Annotated in this window: 12 protein-coding genes and 2 pseudogenes; 10 read left to right on the top strand and 4 right to left on the bottom strand. The window is 71.3% G+C overall.

All coding sequences use genetic code 11. The features are described 5' to 3' along the window. Nucleotides 1–210: 210 nt before the first annotated feature. The 7 genes and pseudogenes from lysX to VM95_RS43875 form a co-directional block, all read left to right on the top strand. A pseudogene (lysX, locus tag VM95_RS34045) lies at nt 211–1,767 on the top strand (bifunctional lysylphosphatidylglycerol synthetase/lysine--tRNA ligase LysX); the annotation flags it as partial. A 242-nt stretch (nt 1,768–2,009) separates the two neighbouring features. After that, nucleotides 2,010–2,447, top strand: coding sequence for a BlaI/MecI/CopY family transcriptional regulator (locus VM95_RS34055; RefSeq protein WP_045704342.1), 438 nt, complete (start codon nt 2,010–2,012; stop codon nt 2,445–2,447). Between the two features lie 10 nt (nt 2,448–2,457). Next, nucleotides 2,458–2,994 carry an amino-acid N-acetyltransferase gene (locus VM95_RS34060; protein WP_045704344.1) on the top strand — a complete coding sequence of 179 codons (537 nt, stop codon included), beginning with the start codon at nt 2,458–2,460 and terminating at the stop codon, nt 2,992–2,994. A 91-nt stretch (nt 2,995–3,085) separates the two neighbouring features. Continuing rightward, nucleotides 3,086–3,439: a histone-like nucleoid-structuring protein Lsr2 gene (locus tag VM95_RS34065; protein ID WP_045704347.1), complete on the top strand. Its 354-nt coding sequence runs from the start codon at nt 3,086–3,088 to the stop codon at nt 3,437–3,439. A gap of 633 nt (nt 3,440–4,072) precedes the next feature. Continuing rightward, nucleotides 4,073–6,592, top strand: coding sequence for an ATP-dependent Clp protease ATP-binding subunit (locus VM95_RS34070; protein WP_045704349.1), 2,520 nt, complete (start codon nt 4,073–4,075; stop codon nt 6,590–6,592). A 274-nt stretch (nt 6,593–6,866) separates the two neighbouring features. Next, nucleotides 6,867–9,224: an immune inhibitor A domain-containing protein gene (locus VM95_RS34075; protein WP_045704351.1), complete on the top strand. Its 2,358-nt coding sequence runs from the start codon at nt 6,867–6,869 to the stop codon at nt 9,222–9,224. A gap of 437 nt (nt 9,225–9,661) precedes the next feature. After that, on the top strand, nt 9,662–10,582 hold the full coding sequence (locus VM95_RS43875) for a M23 family metallopeptidase (RefSeq protein WP_052707740.1): 921 nt from the start codon (nt 9,662–9,664) through the stop codon (nt 10,580–10,582). A 25-nt stretch (nt 10,583–10,607) separates the two neighbouring features. Here VM95_RS43875 and VM95_RS34085 read toward each other — a convergent pair whose 3' ends face one another. After that, nucleotides 10,608–11,282 (bottom strand): TetR/AcrR family transcriptional regulator, encoded by a 675-nt coding sequence (locus VM95_RS34085; protein ID WP_052707741.1) that lies wholly within the window; start codon nt 11,280–11,282, stop codon nt 10,608–10,610. Between the two features lie 248 nt (nt 11,283–11,530). Between VM95_RS34085 and VM95_RS34090 the strand changes: the two genes are divergently transcribed. Next, nucleotides 11,531–13,129, top strand: a complete 1,599-nt coding sequence (locus VM95_RS34090; protein ID WP_045704354.1) for an MDR family MFS transporter — start codon at nt 11,531–11,533, stop codon at nt 13,127–13,129. Between the two features lie 61 nt (nt 13,130–13,190). Here the strand turns inward: VM95_RS34090 and VM95_RS34095 are convergent, their stop codons facing one another. Continuing rightward, nucleotides 13,191–14,066 carry an HhH-GPD family protein gene (locus tag VM95_RS34095; RefSeq protein WP_244179056.1) on the bottom strand — a complete coding sequence of 292 codons (876 nt, stop codon included), beginning with the start codon at nt 14,064–14,066 and terminating at the stop codon, nt 13,191–13,193. A gap of 256 nt (nt 14,067–14,322) precedes the next feature. Between VM95_RS34095 and VM95_RS42945 the strand changes: the two genes are divergently transcribed. Then, nucleotides 14,323–15,150: a hypothetical protein gene (locus VM95_RS42945; RefSeq protein WP_052707742.1), complete on the top strand. Its 828-nt coding sequence runs from the start codon at nt 14,323–14,325 to the stop codon at nt 15,148–15,150. A 90-nt stretch (nt 15,151–15,240) separates the two neighbouring features. Here the strand turns inward: VM95_RS42945 and disA are convergent, their stop codons facing one another. Both disA and radA read right to left on the bottom strand, forming a co-directional pair. Then, on the bottom strand, nt 15,241–16,299 hold the full coding sequence (gene disA / locus VM95_RS34105) for a DNA integrity scanning diadenylate cyclase DisA (RefSeq protein WP_045704365.1): 1,059 nt from the start codon (nt 16,297–16,299) through the stop codon (nt 15,241–15,243). A gap of 201 nt (nt 16,300–16,500) precedes the next feature. Beyond that, the gene (gene radA / locus VM95_RS34110; RefSeq protein ID WP_045704367.1) at nt 16,501–18,012 is read right to left on the bottom strand and encodes a DNA repair protein RadA; all 1,512 of its coding nucleotides are present in this window, start codon (nt 18,010–18,012) and stop codon (nt 16,501–16,503) included. A gap of 193 nt (nt 18,013–18,205) precedes the next feature. On the opposite strand from radA, the pseudogene VM95_RS42950 reads away from it, so the two are divergent. Continuing rightward, nucleotides 18,206–19,369 (top strand): annotated as a pseudogene (locus VM95_RS42950) (sigma-70 family RNA polymerase sigma factor); the annotation flags it as partial.

Consider the following 19,369-nt stretch of genomic DNA (forward strand, 5'->3'; position numbering starts at 1 on the left):
ATGCCCACCCCCGCCGAGCTCTTCGGCCGCCGGCCCAAGCCCCCCGCCCGCCCCGAACCCCCGGCGGACTCCGCGCCCGAGGACGTCGAACTCGCCACCGGCACCGGCTGAGCCCGCCGGCGGCACGAAGAGGGGAGGGCGCCGAGCGGCGCCCTCCCCCAGTCGTTATCCGGTCGCGGAGCACGGCGTGCGGCTGGCTACCCTTGTGGGGTGAGCGATCAGAGCCTTGTTCCCGCGACCGACGACCTTCCCGAGCAGATGCGCGTCCGGCGCGAGAAGCTCGACCGGCTCCGGGCGGCCGGTGTCGACCCGTACCCGGTCGGCTTCCCCCGCACCAGCACCATCGCGGACCTCCGCGCCAAGCACCCCGACCTGGAGCCCGACACCGCCACCGGCGAGCGGGCCGGCATCACCGGCCGGGTCATCCTGTCCCGCACCGGCGGCAAGCTCTGCTTCGCCACCCTGCGCGACGGCACCGGCGACCTCCAGGTGATGCTCTCCCTGGACAAGCTGGGCGCCGAGCGGCTGGCGGCCTGGAAGGCCGACATCGACCTGGGCGACCAGGTCGGCGTCGAGGGCGAGGTGATCACCTCCAAGCGCGGCGAGCTGTCGGTGATGGTGGACCGCTGGGAGCTGACCGCCAAGTGCCTGCGGCCGCTGCCGGACAAGCACAAGGGCCTGACCGACCCGGAGGCCCGGGTCCGCCAGCGCTACGTCGACCTGATCGTGAACCCCGAGGCGCGCGAGATCCTGCACCTGCGCAGCAAGGTCGTCCGCTCGATCCGCCGCACCTACGAGGACCGCGGCTACATCGAGGTCGAGACCCCGATGCTGCAGCCGGTGCACGGCGGCGCCAACGCCCGTCCGTTCAAGACGCACATCAACGCGTACGACATCGACCTCTACATGCGCATCGCCCCCGAGCTGTACCTCAAGCGGCTGGTGGTCGGCGGCGCCGAGAAGGTCTTCGAGATCAACCGCAACTTCCGCAACGAGGGCGCGGACTCCACCCACAACCCGGAGTTCACCTCGCTGGAGTCGTACGAGGCCTACGGCGACTACGACACCCAGGCCGAGCTGATCCGCGAGACGATCGTCAACGCCGCCCGGGACGCCCTGGGCACCACGGTGATCAAGGGCGTGGACGCGCACGGCGTGGAGCACGAGATCGACCTGGCCGAGCCGTGGGAGGAGGTCAGCGTCTACCCGGGCATCTCCGCGCACCTGGGCGTCGAGGTCACCCCGGCGACCACCGTCGAGGAGCTGCGCAAGCTGGCCGCCGAGCACGGCATCCCGTTCGAGAAGGAGTGGGGCCACGGCCAGATCGTGCTGGAGATGGTCGAGCGCCTGCTGGAGGAGAACGCCGTCCGGCCGACCTTCATCAAGGACTACCCGACCGAGGTCTCCCCGCTGACCCGCCAGCACCGCTCGATCGCGGGCGTGGCCGAGAAGTGGGACCTGGTGATCTTCGGCACCGAGATCGGCACCGCCTACTCCGAGCTGGTCGACCCGGTCGAGCAGCGCGCCCGCCTGACCGCGCAGTCGCTGCTGGCGGCCGGCGGCGACGTCGAGGCGATGCAGGTGGACGAGGACTTCCTGCGCGCCCTGGAGTACGCGATGCCCCCGACCGGTGGCCTCGGCCTCGGCGTGGACCGCCTGATCATGCTGCTCACCGGCAAGAACATCCGGGAGACCGTGCTCTTCCCGCTGGTGAAGCCGGAACCGAAGGCTTCCGCCGCGACGGCGGAGAAGACCGAGGAGGAGTGACCTGATGGACTACGTCAGCGCGATCGTGCCGCCGCTGGTCATGGCGATCGGCTTCGGCTTCCTGGTGCGGGCCATCGTCCGCAGCCAGGGCGGGGCCCAGAAGGCCAAGGAAGACCTCGACTGACGCCGTCAGCCGCTCGAAGCACCGGCGCGCCGCCATTCCCGATCAGCGGGAGTGGCGGCGCGCCGGTTTGGCGCACTTCACAAGATTTGCCCCATTCACTCCCTATCCTGGCCGCACTATGGTCCGGCAACTCGGCGAACTAGAGAACGCCATCATGACCCGGGTGTGGCGGTGGAACCGACCGGTCACGGTTCGCGAGGTTCTCCTGGATCTGCAGTCGGAACGCGAAATCGCGTACACCACGGTGATGACCGTCCTGGACAAGCTGCACAGAAAGGGCTGGCTGCGCCGGGAGCGGGCCGGCCGGGCCTATCGATATGAACCGGTCTCGTCCCGAGAGGCCTACACCGCGGCCCTGATGAACGACGCGTGGGCCACCAGCGACAATCCGGCGGCCGCCCTGGTGCACTTCTTCGGACTGATGTCGCCGGAGCAGCGCGAAGCGCTGCGGGACGCCTTGCGGGTCGCCGCGCTGTTCCCGCCCGATCCGCCCCCGGCGGATTCCGCGGCGGCCGGACCGGATACCGGGGAGACCGCGCCCGGCGCGACGCGATAACGTCCCGCCCATGGAGGTCACCATCCGCCGTGCGCGGACCACCGACGTGCGGGCCGTGCGCGGCCTCATCGACGCCTACTCGCGCGACGGCATTCTGCTGGACAAGCCCACGGTCACACTGTTCGAATCCGTCCAGGAGTTCTGGGTCGCCGAACGCGACGACAACGGCACGGTGGTGGCCTGCGGCGCACTGCACGTGATGTGGGAGGACCTCGCCGAGGTCCGCACCCTCGCGGTCGATCCGTCCTGCCGGGGCTTCGGGGTGGGGCACCAGTTGCTGGAGAAGCTGTTGCAGACGGCGCGCTGGCTCGGCGTCCGTCGGATTTTCTGCTTGACGTTCGAGGTGGGGTTCTTCGCGAAACACGGTTTCGTCGAGATCGGTGAGCTTCAGGAAGCCGATGACGCCACGGCGGACCCGGCGGCGATCGCCACGGACGTCTATGAAGAACTTCTCCGCTCGTACGATGAAGGTGTCGCGGAGTTCCTCGACCTGGAGCGGGTGAAGCCCAACACTCTGGGCAACTCGCGCATGCTGCTCCACCTCTGAGGCGGTCCGCGCCGGTCAAGGGTTTGTGTTTTCCGCAGAAAGGCGCTTTCCTTTCCTTAGGCAATGGGTCGTTTAGCGGAAAGGGAAGCCCGTGGCACAGAGGGTGCAGGTCATTCTTGAAGACGATCTCGACGGCGGGTCGGCGGACGAGACGGTGACGTTCGCGCTCGACGGCGTTGCCTACGAGATCGATCTGAAGAGCGCCAACGCGGACAAGCTCCGCGGCCTGCTGGCGCCCTACGTCGAGAAGGGTCGCAAGCAGAGCGGTCGGCTCGCCGGCGCCCGTCGCCCGGGTCGTGGCGCGGCGCAGCGCCCGGCCGGCGGCAGCGCTCCGGACACCGCGAAGATCCGCGCGTGGGCCAAGGAGCAGGGCATGGAGGTCAACGACCGCGGCCGGGTGCCGAGCCTGGTCCGCGAGGCCTACGACAAGGCCAACGTGGCCTGACCCCGGCACCGCCGGCAGGCCGGAGCGGGTGCGGGGCCCCGGCCGTCGCGCACGGGGACGACGACACACGCGCGGGGCGCGGAGGGGCCTCCTCCGCGCCCCGCGGCACGCCCGCGCGGGCCCGCCGGGGAACCGGCGCCGGGCTCGGGCGGCGGAACAATCACGAGCTGTGCAACGCTGTAGGGGCGTAGCGGTAACGCGGACACCACCGGAACGGCGCACCGGCCGGCCGGGTCGGCGCTGAACCGCCGTCACAGCGGCCCGACTTCTCGCCAGGCGAACACCGCCACCGCGGAAACTGCGCGAGAACCGCCCCGATACCGGGTATGAATGCAGGTGGACGGGTTCTTCGACCCGTCCAGGGGCAGTATGGGCGACCGGCGCGGCCGGTCCGACTCCGCACCGGCGGCTCTTGTTCGCCGATGGCGTAGCGGATTCCGGTGCATCCGGCCCACCTGTGGGAACACCGTTTCCCATCATCAGGTTGGGATTGGTGTCGGCTGGTCGCGCAGCATCTCGCTCCTCTACCGGGGAGTGAATCCGTGGGCCGCGCCGCTGAGCGGGACTAGCATGCGGAAGGACAGGGCGGGGACGGACCCCGAACTGCCCGACCGCTCTGAGGAGCGATAAACGATGTTCGAGAGGTTCACCGACCGCGCGCGGCGGGTTGTCGTCCTGGCTCAGGAAGAAGCCCGGATGCTCAACCACAACTACATCGGCACCGAGCACATCCTCCTGGGTCTGATCCACGAGGGCGAGGGCGTCGCCGCCAAGGCCCTGGAGAGCCTCGGGATTTCTCTTGAGGCCGTTCGCCAGCAGGTCGAGGAGATCATCGGCCAGGGCCAGCAGGCCCCGTCCGGCCACATTCCCTTCACCCCCCGGGCGAAGAAGGTCCTGGAGCTGTCGCTCCGGGAGGCCCTGCAGCTCGGCCACAACTACATCGGCACCGAGCACATCCTGCTCGGCCTGATCCGCGAGGGCGAGGGCGTCGCCGCCCAGGTCCTGGTGAAGCTGGGCGCCGACCTCAACCGGGTGCGCCAGCAGGTCATCCAGCTGCTCTCCGGCTACCAGGCCGGCGGCGGCAAGGAGTCGGCCACGGCCGGCGGGCCCGCCGAGGGCACCCCGTCGACCTCGCTGGTCCTGGACCAGTTCGGCCGCAACCTCACCCAGGCCGCCCGCGAGGCCAAGCTCGACCCGGTCATCGGGCGCGAGAAGGAGATCGAGCGGGTCATGCAGGTGCTGTCCCGCCGCACCAAGAACAACCCGGTGCTGATCGGTGAGCCCGGCGTCGGCAAGACCGCCGTGGTCGAGGGCCTGGCCCAGGCGATCGTCAAGGGCGAGGTCCCGGAGACGCTCAAGGACAAGCAGCTCTACACGCTGGACCTGGGCGCGCTGGTGGCCGGCTCGCGCTACCGCGGTGACTTCGAGGAGCGCCTGAAGAAGGTGCTCAAGGAGATCCGCACCCGCGGCGACATCATCCTGTTCATCGACGAGCTGCACACCCTGGTCGGCGCGGGCGCCGCCGAGGGCGCCATCGACGCCGCCAGCATCCTGAAGCCGATGCTGGCCCGCGGCGAGCTGCAGACCATCGGTGCCACCACCCTGGACGAGTACCGCAAGCACCTGGAGAAGGACGCCGCGCTGGAGCGCCGCTTCCAGCCGATCCAGGTCGCGGAGCCCTCGCTGCCCCACACCATCGAGATCCTCAAGGGTCTGCGCGACCGCTACGAGGCCCACCACCGGGTCTCCATCACGGACGCCGCCCTGGTCGCCGCCGCCACCCTGGCCGACCGGTACATCTCGGACCGCTTCCTGCCGGACAAGGCGATCGACCTGATCGACGAGGCCGGCTCCCGGATGCGCATCCGCCGGATGACCGCGCCGCCGGACCTGCGCGAGTTCGACGAGAAGATCGCCGACGTGCGCCGCGAGAAGGAGAGCGCGATCGACGCGCAGGACTTCGAGAAGGCCGCGTCCCTGCGCGACGACGAGAAGCAGCTCCTGCAGGCCAAGGCCAAGCGCGAGAAGGAGTGGAAGGCCGGCGACATGGACGTCGTCGCGGAGGTCAACGAGGAGCTCATCGCCGAGGTCCTGGCCACCGCCACCGGCATCCCGGTCTTCAAGCTGACCGAGGAGGAGACCTCCCGCCTGCTGCGCATGGAGGACGAGCTGCACAAGCGCGTCATCGGCCAGAAGGACGCCATCAAGGCGCTCTCGCAGGCCATCCGGCGCACCCGTGCGGGCCTCAAGGACCCGAAGCGCCCCGGCGGTTCGTTCATCTTCGCCGGTCCGTCCGGCGTCGGTAAGACCGAGCTGTCCAAGACGCTGGCGGAGTTCCTGTTCGGCGACGAGGACGCGCTGATCGCGCTCGACATGTCCGAGTTCTCCGAGAAGCACACCGTCTCCCGGCTGTTCGGCTCCCCGCCCGGCTACGTGGGCTACGAGGAGGGCGGCCAGCTGACCGAGAAGGTCCGCCGCAAGCCGTTCTCGGTCGTCCTCTTCGACGAGGTCGAGAAGGCCCACCCGGACATCTTCAACTCGCTGCTGCAGATCCTGGAGGACGGTCGCCTGACCGACTCCCAGGGCCGCGTGGTCGACTTCAAGAACACCGTCATCATCATGACGACCAACCTCGGCACCCGGGACATCTCCAAGGGCTTCAACCTGGGCTTCGCGGCCACGGGTGACACCCAGACCGGGTACGAGCGGATGAAGGCGAAGGTCGGCGAGGAACTCAAGCAGCACTTCCGCCCCGAGTTCCTGAACCGCGTCGACGACATCGTGGTGTTCCACCAGCTGTCCGAGGACGACATCATCCAGATCGTCGACCTGATGATCGCCAAGGTGGACGAGCGGCTCAAGGACAAGGACATGGGCCTGGAGCTCAGCGTCGAGGCCAAGAAGCTGCTCGCCAAGCGCGGCTACGACCCGATCCTGGGTGCCCGTCCGCTGCGCCGCACCATCCAGCGCGAGATCGAGGACCACCTCTCCGAGAAGATCCTCTTCGGTGAGCTGCGGGCCGGCCACATCGTCGTCGTCGACGTCGAGGGCGAGGGCAAGGAAGCCAAGTTCACCTTCCGCGGCGAGGAGAAGTCGGCCGTCGCCGACACCCCCGCCGAGGTCGCTTCGTCCGGTCCTGATCTGACGAAGTAAACCAACATTTAACAGACAACTTCACAGCAAAGAGCCCCCGGCGTTCGCGCCGGGGGCTCTTTGCGTACCGAACATCCTTGCAGGGCCCGGGGCCTGGGGTTTTCGAACGGTTCGTCACCTGACAGAAGGTCGGCGAGCATAGCGCCGTGGCCATGTCACGGTCAAGGTCTATCTTTTCCGACCTCACTTCGGTCAAATGTCGTCCACCTGTCTTTCATATTGGTTTACCGGGCCTTGGCCAAGAGTCGGCCCCGGCGGGGAGGACGTCACAACGTTGAAGACCACCAGGAGAGCTGCGGCGGTCACCACCGCCGCGGCGGTCATAGTCACGCTCGGCGCCGGGCTGTTCCCGGGCAGCGCCGTCGCCGCCGACTCGGCCCCGCTGCCGCGGGACCCGGCCGACGCCGTCCAGGCCGTCAACACCGAGCACAACATCCCGGGCCCGCTGACCGCGAAGATGGAGGCCGAGCAGAAGGCCGCCACCCAGCAGCTGCTCGACGGCACCGCCCAGGTCGAGGAGCACAACGGCTCGACCAGCGTGAAGCTCGGCAAGGACAAGTACGTCGAGCTCAAGCGCGAGCGCACCGACAAGATCTTCACGATCCTCGTCGACTTCGGCGACCAGGTGGACAACACCACCAAGACGCCGGACGGCAAGGTCAAGTACGGCGGCGAGGCCGGTCCGAAGCACAACGAGATCGAGAAGCCGGACAGCGCCACCAACAACTCGACCGCCTGGCAGGCCGACTACAACCAGCAGCACTACCAGGACCTGTACTTCTCCAAGGACAAGCCCTCGCTGAAGACCTACTACGAGAAGCAGTCCTCGGGCCGCTACTCGGTCGACGGCGTGGTCTCGGACTGGGTGCGGGTGCCGTGGAACGAGGCCCGGTACGGCTCGGACTACTGCGGTTCCAACGTCTGCCAGAGCGCCCAGGACCTGATCCGTGACGCCGTCGACATCTGGTACAAGGACCAGGTGGCGAAGGGTCAGACCCCGGAGCAGATCAAGGCGACCCTGGCCCAGTACGACCAGTGGGACCGCTACGGTTCGCACCACGACGGGAACTTCAACCAGCCCGACGGGTACATCGACCACTTCCAGATCGTGCACGCCGGCGAGGACAAGTCGGCCGGTGGCGGCAAGCAGGGCAGCAAGGCCCTGTGGGCGCACCGCAGCTACGTCTACGGCAACCTGACCGGCCAGGCGGGCCCGACGGGCAACAAGCTCGGCGGAGTCCAGGTCGGCGACACCGGCCTCTGGATCGGCGACTACACGATGCAGCCGGAGAACGGCGGCCTCGGCGTCTTCGCCCACGAGTACGGCCACGACCTCGGTCTGCCGGACCTCTACGACACCGCCGGCAAGGGCATCGACAACTCGGTCGGCTTCTGGTCCATCATGTCCTCCGGCTCCTGGCTGGGTGAGGGCAAGAACAGCATCGGCGACATGCCGGACGACTTCGACGCCTGGAGCAAGTTCAAGCTCGGGTGGCTGAACGCCGACCACGCCAAGGCGGGCACCGAGTCGACGCACCACATCGGCCCGGCGGAGTACAACTCCAAGCTGCCGCAGGCGCTGATCGTGGACCTGCCGAAGAAGAGCATCACCACCGACATCAACAAGCCGTTCGGCGGCAGCACCGAGTGGTGGAGCGGCAGCGCCGACAACCTCAACGTCTCGCTGACCCGTGACATCGACCTGACCGGCAAGACCAAGGCCAGCATCAACGCCAAGGCCTGGTACGAGCTGGAGCCGGACTTCGACTACGCCTTCGGCGAGGTCTCCACCGACGGCGGCAAGAACTGGACCGTCGTGGACGGCACCTGGAACGGCGCCGCGCTGCCCAAGGAGAACGGCCGCCCGGCCCTCAGCGGCCTGACCGCCGCCTGGGGCGACCTGTCGTTCAACCTGGACGCGTACGCCGGCAAGGCCGTCAAGTTCCGCTACCACAACACCACCGACGGCGGCCTGCACTACCGCGGCCTCGCGGTCGACGACATCTCGGTGACCGCCGACGGCGCCACCGTGTTCAGCGACGACGTCGAGAAGGGTGACAACGGCTGGACCGCGGACGGCTTCACCCGCTTCGGCGGCTCGTACACCAAGGACTACGCGCAGTACTACATCGCGGAGAACCGGCAGTACGTGTCGTTCGACCAGACGCTGAAGACCGGCCCGTACAACTTCGGCTTCGGTGCCGCCAAGCCGAACTGGGTCGAGCACTACTCCTACCAGCCCGGTCTGCTGATCTGGTACTGGGACGAGTCGCAGACCGACAACAACGTCAGCGCCCACCCGGGCCAGGGCCTGATCCTGCCGATCGACTCGCACCCGACGTCGATGAAGTGGTCGGACGGCTCCCTGATGCGTCCGCGCATGCAGGGCTTCGACTCGCCCTTCGGCTCGCGCCGCGTCGGCTCGCTGACGCTGCACAAGAACGGTGTCGAGACGGTCATCCCGAAGTCCAAGGGCGTCGACGAGTTCAACGACCTGAAGACCTGGTGGTCGAAGGACGACCCGTACAGCGGCGTGAACGTCCCGAAGACCGGCACCAGCATCGAGGTCGAGAACGAGTCCTCGAACTACCTCGAGACCTGGATCCGCGTCCGCCCGGTCGACAACATCTGACCGAGCGAACCGTAGGAGCTCCGGCTCCGCGGAGTCCGACCAGGCGGCCCTGACCGCCGTCCGTCCGGCCCGTCCCCGCACCACGCGGGGGCGGGCCGGACGCTTTCGCGTTCGCGGCGCCCGCGGCGGGTTCGCGGCGGGCTCGAACCACCGCGCCGGGTGGGGCTCGTCACAGCGGTCGGGAGCGGTACGAGCGGCGGTAGTAGCACGGGCGGCGCGACGGCCCGCGATGGCGGCCCAGGTGAGGACCATCCGATCTCATGATCATTACTCCGTCAGCTTGAATCTCCGGCGCCACGCTGACTACACGCCGTAGTACGTCACCGCGTTTGGGAGTCGGCTCGGTGACGGTTACACCTGAGTGGTCCCCCGCTCAGCACACGCCCGGAACGGGCCCTTCGTGCTGCCCTCCTACGATCCGTGAGGTACGGCAACCGATGTCCGACGTCCCGCCCGTGCAGCCGGCCCTGCGCCGACTCGCCGCCCGCGCGGTGGCCCAGGCGGCGGCCTGGCAGCCCCGGCTCGGCCGTACCCTCCGCACCGTCCGCACCCACGCCGCACCGCTGGGCTCGATCGCCGCACCCCGGCACGCCACCCTGCCGGGCAGCCGGCAGCGGGCCGAGCGCGACCAGGCGGTGGTCTCCGCCGGAGCGGCCGCGGTGCTGCTCGCCGGCGCGCTGCTGGTGGCCACGCCCGGCAGTGCCGCGGCACAGACCGTGCGGCCCACCACCCCGGGGGCCTCGGCCTTCACCGCGCCGCAGGCCGCGGTGCCCAGCCCCGGGATCGTCCAGGTGGCCGGGCCCAGCCCGTACCGGCTGCCGGGTGACGGGGACTCGGCGCAGGAGTTCGTCGCGGTGGCCGCCAACCTGCTGCCGGCCGAGCCGCCCGCCGCCGCCGCGGCGGCTCCGGAACCCGAACCCGCGCCCGACCCGGCTCCCGCACCCGCCCCCGAGTGGTCGGCGCCGGCGCCGGACGCGCCGACCAGCAACCCGTACGGCGTCGCCAACTCCGAGTACGCGGCCGGGTACCACACCGGGGTGGACTTCGCGGTCGCCCCGGGCACGCCGCTGCTCGCGGTCGGCAACGCGACCGTGGTGTCGGCCGGTTGGGACGGCGCGTACGGCAAGGAGGTCGTCCTGCGGCTGGCGGACGGGCACTTCGCGCAGTACGCGCACCTGTCCGCGGTCTCCGTCGCGGCCGGCGACCACGTGTCGGCGGGCGAGCGGATCGGCCTGTCCGGGAGCACCGGCAACTCGACCGGGCCGCACCTGCACTTCGAGATCCGCACCAGCAACCGCTACGGCGCGGTGGTCAACCCGATCGCGTACCTCGCCGGACACGGCGTCACCGCGTTCTGACCGGCGGGCCCCTCTTCCGCGCGGCTCAGGGACGGGTCGGGTCGGCGATCCGGCCGGCGATCTCCAGGGCGACCGCCCGGGCGGCCTCGGTGGCCTCCTCGATGGTCGCCGTCCGCTTCGGCTCGCCCCACACGTCCTCGATCGGGTCGCAGCGGCCGTCCAGGGCGTCGCCGTGCTTGCCGTCCTCGCTGTCCTTGCTGTCCTTGCTGTCCTGCTGGAGCAGGAACATCGCCGAGTGGATGGTGAACAGCGACATCGCGGCCCGCAGCCGGTCCTGGAAGTCCGCGCCCGGCCCTTGCACCAGCTGCATCATGGTGACGATCCGCTCCCGGAAGGCCAGGCCCGCCGGGGACTCCCGCATCGCCGGCTGGTTCTCGTGGAAGAAGCGCAGCAGCGGCGCCCGCGCGCCCATGCCGTCCGCGAAGCGGCGGATCAGCTCGTCGCGCAGCTCGGGGCTCCAGTCCTGCTTCCGGCCCCACTCGATGGTCTCGTCGATCGGCGCGGACATCCGGTCGACGATGCCGAGGACGATGTCGTCCTTGGTCTTGAAGTGGTAGTAGAGCGCGGCCTTGGTGACACCCAGGTGGTCGGCGATCTCGCGCAGCGAGGTCTGCTCGTAGCCCCGCTCCGAGAAGAGCTCCAGGGACACCTCGATGATGCGAGCCCGGGTGTCGCTGCGGGGGCTGTGCGGTGTGCCCATGGCCTGCCTCATGACTGCGTCGGTGACTACTGCTGCGGACCCCGGGTGGACGTCCGCCCCGGGCACATTCTCCCTGCCCGGGAGGCCGCTCGGGAAACTGGCTTGACGACCGGCTAGGAAACAACCTACCGTGCCGACGATCGATAAACTAGCCGGGCGACAAGTAAGTGAGCCCCTCTCGCCGCCGCAGCGCGGCGCGACGCCCGTCCGCGAAGCTCGTCCGAGAGACCTCCGGGAGACCCCACCTCATGTCACAGTCCAAGACCGCCGGCCCGGAACCGGAGGGCAAGACGACCGAGGAGGAGCAGCCGCGGTCGCCCCGCGAGATCCGCCTCGTGATGATCGGCCTGGTCGTCACCATGCTGCTGGCCATGCTCGACAACCTGATCGTCGGCACCGCGATGCCGACGATCGTCGGCGAGCTCGGCGGCGCCGAGCACCTGTCCTGGGTGGTCACCTCGTACATCCTGGCCACCGCCGCCTCCACCCCGATCTGGGGCAAGCTCGGCGACCTCTACGGCCGCAAGGGCACCTTCCTGACCTCGATCGTGATCTTCCTGGTGGGCTCGGCGCTGTCCGGCCTGTCGCAGAACATGAGCGAGCTGATCGGCTTCCGCGCCCTCCAGGGCCTGGGCGCCGGCGGCCTGATGGTCGGTGTCATGTCGATCATGGGCGCGCTCGTCCCGCCGCGCGAGCGCGGCAAGTACCAGGGCATGTTCGCCGCGGTGATGGCCCTGGCCACCGTGGGCGGCCCGCTGATCGGCGGCTTCATCACCGACCACCTGAGCTGGCGCTGGACCTTCTACATCAACCTGCCGCTCGGCGTGATCGCGCTCGCCGTCGTCACCGTCACCCTGAAGCTGCCGAAGGTCCGCAACAACGCCCGGATCGACTACCTGGGCGCCCTGCTGCTCACCACCGGCATCGTCTCGCTGACCCTGATCACCACCTGGGGCGGCCAGCAGTACGCCTGGGGCTCCAAGCACATCATCGGCCTGACGGTGCTCGCGCTCGCCGCGCTGATCGCCTTCTGCTACGTGGAGCAGCGGGTCGACGAGCCGATGCTGCCGCTGAGCCTGTTCCGCAACCGGAACTTCACGATGGTCTCGATCATCGGCTTCATCGTCGGTTTCGTGATGTTCGGCTCGACCGTGTTCCTGCCGCTCTACCAGCAGATCGTCCAGGGCGCCTCGGCCACCAACTCCGGCCTGCTGCTGATGCCGATGATGTTCGGCATGCTGGTCGTCTCGCTGGTGGTCGGCCAGGTCGTCACCAAGACCGGCAAGTACCGGATCTTCCCGATCATCGGCACCGTCGTGATGACCGCCGGCATGATCCTGCTCTCCACCATGGGCACCGGCACCAGCAGCTTCGTCTCGGCCTGCTGGATGATCGTGCTCGGCGCGGGCATGGGCTTCCTGATGCAGATCACCATGCTGCTCGCGCAGAACAGCGCGGAGCTCAAGGACATGGGCGTGGCCAGCTCCACCGCCACCCTGTTCCGCACCATCGGCGGCTCGTTCGGCGTCGCGCTGTTCGGCGCGCTGTTCAACAACCGGGTCGCCGACACCATGAAGGAGCAGCTGGCCGGCAAGCAGCTGCCCCCCGGCGGCCTGAAGGACCCGGGGCAGATGAGCCCGGCGGACCTGCGCCAGCAGCCCGACTTCCTGCAGGACGCGTACCACCACGCGGTGTCCAACGGCATGCACACCGTCTTCCTGTGGGGTGCGGGCGTGGCCGTGATCGCGCTCGCCGCCGCGGTGTTCATCCGCGAGGTGCCGCTGCGCGGCGCCGGCCCGGGCGCCGACAAGCCGGCCGAGCCCTCGCTGGAGGCGGCCGCCGCCTGACCGGCCCGTGACGACGACGGCGCCCCGGGAGGAATCGATTCCTCCCGGGGCGCCGTCGTCGTCACTGGGGCAGGCGGTAGACGCCCTGTTCGACCGGTTCGACCAGGCCGTCCGCGACCAGGCCGTCCAGGGCCCGGGCGCGCTGCACGGCGTCCGGCCAGACCGCGTCCAGCCGGGCCTGCTCGACCGAGCCGTGCGCCTCGCGCAGCACCGCGAGCAGCTTGCCGCGCACCTGGCGGTCCGTCCCCTCGTAGGTCTGACCGCGCCGGGCCGGGCCCTCGTACGGCGGGCAGCCGGCCCGCTGCCAGGCGCAGTGGGCGAACAGCGGGCAGTCCCCGCACTCCGGGCCGCGGGCGGTGCAGACCAGCGCGCCCAGCTCCATCACGCCGACCGCCCAGGTGGCCGCCGTCTCGGCGTCGGCCGGCAGCAGCGCGGTCGCGGTCCGGCGCTCCGCGGCGGTGGTGGCCTGGGCCGGGTACTCGACGCCGGTCACCGCGCGGGCGAAGACCCGGCGGACGTTGGTGTCCAGCACCACGTGCCGCTGGCGGAAGGCGAAGGAGGCCACCGCGGCGGCGGTGTACTCCCCCACCCCGGGCAGCGAGAGCAGCGTCGCGTGGTCGTCCGGGACGGCGCCGAGGTGGTGCTCGGTGATCGCCACGGCCGCGGCGTGCAGCCGCAGGGCGCGGCGCGGGTAGCCGAGCCGGCCCCACGCCCGGACCGCCTCGCCGGCCGGCTCGGCCGCGAGCTCGGCCGGGGTGGGCCAGCGGGCCATCCAGGCCTGCCAGGCGGGCAGCACCCGCTTCACCGGGGTCTGCTGGAGCATGAACTCGCTCACCATGACGCCCCAGGGCGTGGCGTCCGGGGCCCGCCAGGGCAGGTCGCGCTTGCTGGCCTCGTACCAGTCGAGGACGGTCTCGTGCAGCAGCGGGAGGGGCATCGGCAGCCCGGGGGCGGCGGTGGCGTCGGTGATGGCAGTCATGGCCCTTCGATCCTCCCATGCCCGGCGGGCGAGCCGAAGTGGAGGAGTGAAGTCCGGATGATGCGGGGAATTCACCGGAATTCCGGGGACGGAGGCTCCCTCGAACGGCTCAAATGGCGGATCATGTGAAGGAAGGGGCGACTGTGCGGTGTTGGTGAGTCAACCGGCACACACAGTCTCGTAGAGTTTGGGCGTGCCCTCTCTGCGTCAACCCGTGGGACCTCTGCCGGCCTCGATCTACTGGCGCCGGCGCGTCGTCGTGCTCGCCGCCGTGGTGGCGGTCGTCGCCCTGATCGCCTGGCTGATGACCGATCAGGGAGGCGGTGACGGCGGCTCACCGAGCAAGGCCGCCCAGGCCGTACCGTCCCAGTCCCCGAACCAGTCCCCGGCCCAGGCCATCACGCCCGGCGCCCCCTCCTCCGGCCCGGCGGCCCCGCCCGGCGGCGGCTCGGGCGGCGCGGGCGGTTCCGGCAGCTCCGGGGGCTCCGGGGGCTCCGGGGGCTCGGGCGGAGACGTGAGCATCAACGGCACGGGAACGGGGGCCAACCCGGGCTCCGGCGGCACCGGCGGCGGTGGCACCGGCGGCGGGGCGGGCGGGACCGGCGGCAATCCGCCGGTGAACACGGGCGACGTCATGAAGCTCCCGGTCTGCCTCTCCTCGCAGGTGGCACTCGAACTGACCCCCCACCAGCAGCCGAACCAGCCGAAGGACAAGCAGCAGCTCGTCCTGACGGTCAAGAACTCCGGCGCCGCCTGCCGGGTGGACCTCGGCCGCACCGCGTCCGCGATCACGGTCAGCTCCAACGACCGCATCTGGTCCTCCGCCGACTGCCCGACCGAGAAGGGCAACCTGTGGGTGCAGGTGCCGGCGAACGGCAGCCAGGGCGAGACCTTCACCTGGGACCGCAGCCGCAGCAAGCCCGAGTGCGCCAGCCCCGACGCCGCCCCGGTGCCGGCCGGCAACTACCAGGTGGTCGCCGAGCTCACCGGGATCTCCGGGGAGAAGGTCGTGGCCCGGGCGCAGATCAAGCTGGAGGGCTGAGCGCCCCCTCCGACGAACGGAGCCCCCGACCGCGAGGCGGTCGGGGGCTCCGGCGTTCCGGGCGTCCGGTCGGCACCGACCGGGCGCGGCTCAGACGTAGCGCTCCAGGATGGACGATTCGGCAAGGCGGGACAGGCCCTCGCGGACCGAGCGGGCCCGGGTCTCGCCGACGCCCTCGACCGTCTGCAGGTCGTCGATGCTGGCCGCGAGCAGCTTCTGCAGACCGCCGAAGTGCTCGACCAGGCGCTCTATGACCGTGTTGGGCAGGCGCGGGATCTTCGCCAGCAGCCGGTAGCCGCGCGGCGAGACGGCGGAGTCCAGCGACTCCGGCGTGCCCGAGTAGCCGAGCGCCTTGGCGACCGTCTGGAGGTCCAGCAGCTCGGCGTGGGTGAGCGCCTCCAGGTCGGCCAGCACCTCGGTGACCGTCCGGCCCTTCTTGGCGGCCCGCTCCGGGAAGTAGTCCCGGGCGACCAGCTCGCGCTCCGGCTCGACGCCCGCGATCAGCTCGTCCAGCTGGAGCGAGAGGAGGCGGCCGTCGATGCCGAGCTCCAGCACGTAGCCGGCGATCTCGGTGGCGATCAGCCGGACCATCTCCAGGCGCTGGGCGACGGCCGTGACGTCCCGGACCGTCACCAGGTCCTCGATCTCCAGCGCGGAGAGCGTGCCGGCCACCTCGTCCAGGCGCAGCTTGTAGCGTTCCAGGGTGGCCAGCGCCTGGTTGGCGCGGGACAGCACGGTGGTCGAGTCCTCCAGGACCCGGCGGGTGCCGTTGACGTACATGGCGATCAGGCGCATCGAGTGCGAGACCGCGACGACCGGGTAGCCGGTCTGCCGGTTGACCCGCTCGGCGGTGCGGTGGCGGGTGCCGGTCTCGTCGGTGGGGATGGTGGAGTCCGGCATCAGGTGGACGCCGGCCCGGACGATCTTGGTGATGTCCTTGTCGAGCACCACCGCGCCGTCCAGCTTGCACAGCTCGCGCAGCCGGGTCGCGGTGAACTCGACGTCCAGGACGAAGCCGCCGGTGCAGATGGACTCGACGGTCTTGTCGAAGCCCAGCACGATCAGGCCACCGGTGTTGGCCCGCAGGACCCGTTCCAGACCGTCACGCAGGGCGGTGCCGGGCGCGATGGCGGTGAGGGAGGCCCGCAGCAGGGCCTCCTCGCGGGAGGCCTTGTCCGCCCCCCGGTCGCTGGCTGCCACGTGACTCCTCCGGTCGACCCCGTGCCGCGCGCCTCGCGCCGTGCGCCGGTCCGCGGTCTGTTGCTCTGTCGCTCAGTACCGCTCGGTACTGCCTTCTGGCCAATGAGACTGGGGAAAGTCTAACTGCGTGCGGCTTCGGCAGGGCTTGGGTCAGCGCAGTTCGTCGGAGTCGAGCGGCTCCCAGCCGTCCATCAGCTCGTCGGGGTGGGCCGCGACCCGGGGTGCGCGGGGGGCCGGAGGGGCCGACGAGGCCTCACCCCGTGCTTCCCCGCGCGGCTTGGCGGCCGAGCGGCGGCGGCCCGGGATGGCCCGCAGCGCCTCGCCGATGTCGGCCACCTCCACCACCTTCATGCCCGGGGGCACCTTGCCCGGGTCCGGCGGCACCAGGGCGTGGGTGAAGCCCAGCCGGTGCGCCTCGGCGAGCCGGCGCTGCACGCCCGTCACCCGCCGCACCTCGCCCGCCAGGCCGACCTCGCCGATCGCCACCAGGTTGCTGGGCAGCGGGGTGTCGGTGGAGGAGCTGGCCACCGCGAGCGCCACCGCGAGGTCGGCGGACGGCTCGGAGAGCTTCACCCCGCCGACCGTCGCGGTGTAGATGTCCTGCTTGCCGAGCTTCACGCCGCCGTGCCGCTCGACCACGGCCAGGATCATCGCGATCCGGGGCGACTCCAGGCCCGAGGTGGTGCGGCGCGGGGAGGGGATCTGCGAATCCACCATCAGCGCCTGCACCTCGGCCACCAGCGGGCGCTTGCCCTCCAGGGTGACGGTGAGGCAGGTGCCCGGGACGGGCTTGTCACGCCGGGTCAGGAAGAGGCCGGACGGATCGGCCAGGCCGACGATGCCCTCGTCGTGCAGCTCGAAGCAGCCCACCTCGTCGGTGGCGCCGTAGCGGTTCTTGACCCCGCGGATCAGCCGCAGCCTGGCGTGCCGGTCGCCCTCGAAGCTCAGCACCACGTCCACCAGGTGCTCCAGCAGGCGCGGGCCGGCGATCTGGCCGTCCTTGGTGACGTGGCCGACCAGCAGGGTGGCCATGCCGCGCTCCTTGGACGCCCGGATCAGCGCGCCCGCCACCTCGCGGACCTGGGCCGGGCCGCCGGGGGCGCCGTCCAGCTCGGCGGAGGCGATGGTCTGCACCGAGTCCAGGATCAGCAGGCCGGGGTTGACCGCCTCGATGTGGCCGAGCACGGCGCCGAGGTCCTGCTCGGCGGCGAGGTAGAGGTGCTCGGAGAGCGCGTCGATCCGGTCGGCGCGCAGCCGGACCTGGCCGGCCGACTCCTCGCCGGTGACGTAGAGGGTGCGGTGCTGCGCGGTGGCCGCCTTGGCGGCGACGTCCAGGAGCAGCGTGGACTTGCCGACGCCGGGCTCGCCGGCCAGCAGCACCACCGCGCCGGGGACCAGCCCGCCGCCGAGCACCCGGTCCAGCTCCGGCACGCCCGTCGAACGGGCCGTCGCGACCTGGCCGTCCACCTGGGCGATCGGACGGGCGGGCGCGCTGACCGGGCCGGCGGCGGTGGTGCGGATCGGCACCGCGCCGTACTCCTCGACCGTGCCCCAGGCGTTGCACTCCGGGCAGCGGCCGACCCACTTGGGCAGCTGGTTGCCGCACTCGGTGCAGCGGTAGGCCGGGCGCGGCTTGGCGGTGGTCTTGGAACGCGGAGGCATGCGGCCCACGGTAGCGGCTGGGTCCGACAGCGGCGGGGTGGTCGGTGGTGCGGGAGGGTGGTGACGCGGGAGGGTGGCGGGCGCCAGAGGGCGCGCCGGGCAACCACACAGATGGGCGATGTTGTTACCCGAAAGAAGTACATACGCGCCGAATGGCGGGGCCCGGGTGTCCGGTGAACCTACCTTCGGACGGGTGACGACGCGTATCGAAGGGACGCCGGGCGCCGCCGGAGTGCGGACCGGCGCCGGGACGCCGGCGCGGGGCGCCGCCGGGACGCGGGCCGAGGCCGTGCTCGCGGCGTACGACCGGCAGGTGGACGGGCTGTTCACCTACTGCCTCTCGGTGCTGTGCGAGCACGACGCCGCCGCCGACGCCCTGCGCGAGGTCCGCGCACTGGCACGGCGGCACGGCACCCGGCTCGCCGAGCCCGGACTGCTCCGGGCCTGGCTGTTCTCGCTGGCCCGGTACTGCTGCCTGCGGCGGCTCGCGGACGGGGCCGGCCGGGAGCCCGACCCGGAGCTGCCGGAGGCCGAGGCGGCCCGGCGGCGGCGCGAACTGGCCTCGCTCGCCTGGCCGGAGGCGGCCGGCACCGACCCGGAGCAGCGGGAGGCGCTGGAGCTGTCGGTGCGGCACCGGCTGACCCCGCTGGAGGTCGCGGCGGTGCTGGGCCTGCCGTTCGAGCGGGCCCGGGCGCTGCTCGCGGGCGCCGAGGCGGAGGTGGCCCGGACCAGGTCGGCGCTGCTGGTGCTCGGCGTGGGCAGCTGCCCGGAGCTGGACCGGCTCGGCGGGGCCGGGGCGGAGTCCTGGCGGGACTGGGTGCTCGGGCCGGCGCTGCGGCGGGAGCTGGTGCAGCACGTGGTGGACTGCCCGACCTGCCGGGGGACGGCGGAGCGGGTGGCCGGGGAGGCGGCGGAGGGCCCGGCCGGACTGTCGGGCCTGGCGCTGCTGACGGCGCCGGCGGCGGAGGTCGCGTTCCCGCCGGTGGCGGGCGGCCCGGCGACCGGGGCGCGGGGGGTCGAGCCGGGGCTGCGCTTCGACCAGGGCGGCTTCCCCCGGCACCGGGCGCCGGACGCCGGCCGGGGGCTGGCGGTCCGGCGGCGGGTGGTGACCACCGGGGTGCTCGCGGCCGTCCTGGCGGCGCCGGTGGTCGCGTTGTGGGCCGGGCACCGGGGCGGCGACGGGGCGGGGGCGGCGGCCTCGGTGTCGGCGGTGCGGGTGGACGAGGGCGGACGGCCGGGCGGGCAGCGGCCGCAGTCGGGGGCGGCCGACGCGGGCGGTGCCGGGGCGGGGCGGCCGGGCTCCGGGGTGCCGGGGCTGGAGTTGGCCGGGGCCGGGCCGGGCGGGGGCGGGGTGGGT

This window comes from Streptomyces rubellomurinus (assembly GCF_000961885.1).
In the GTDB taxonomy this organism is placed as follows: domain Bacteria; phylum Actinomycetota; class Actinomycetes; order Streptomycetales; family Streptomycetaceae; genus Kitasatospora; species Kitasatospora rubellomurina.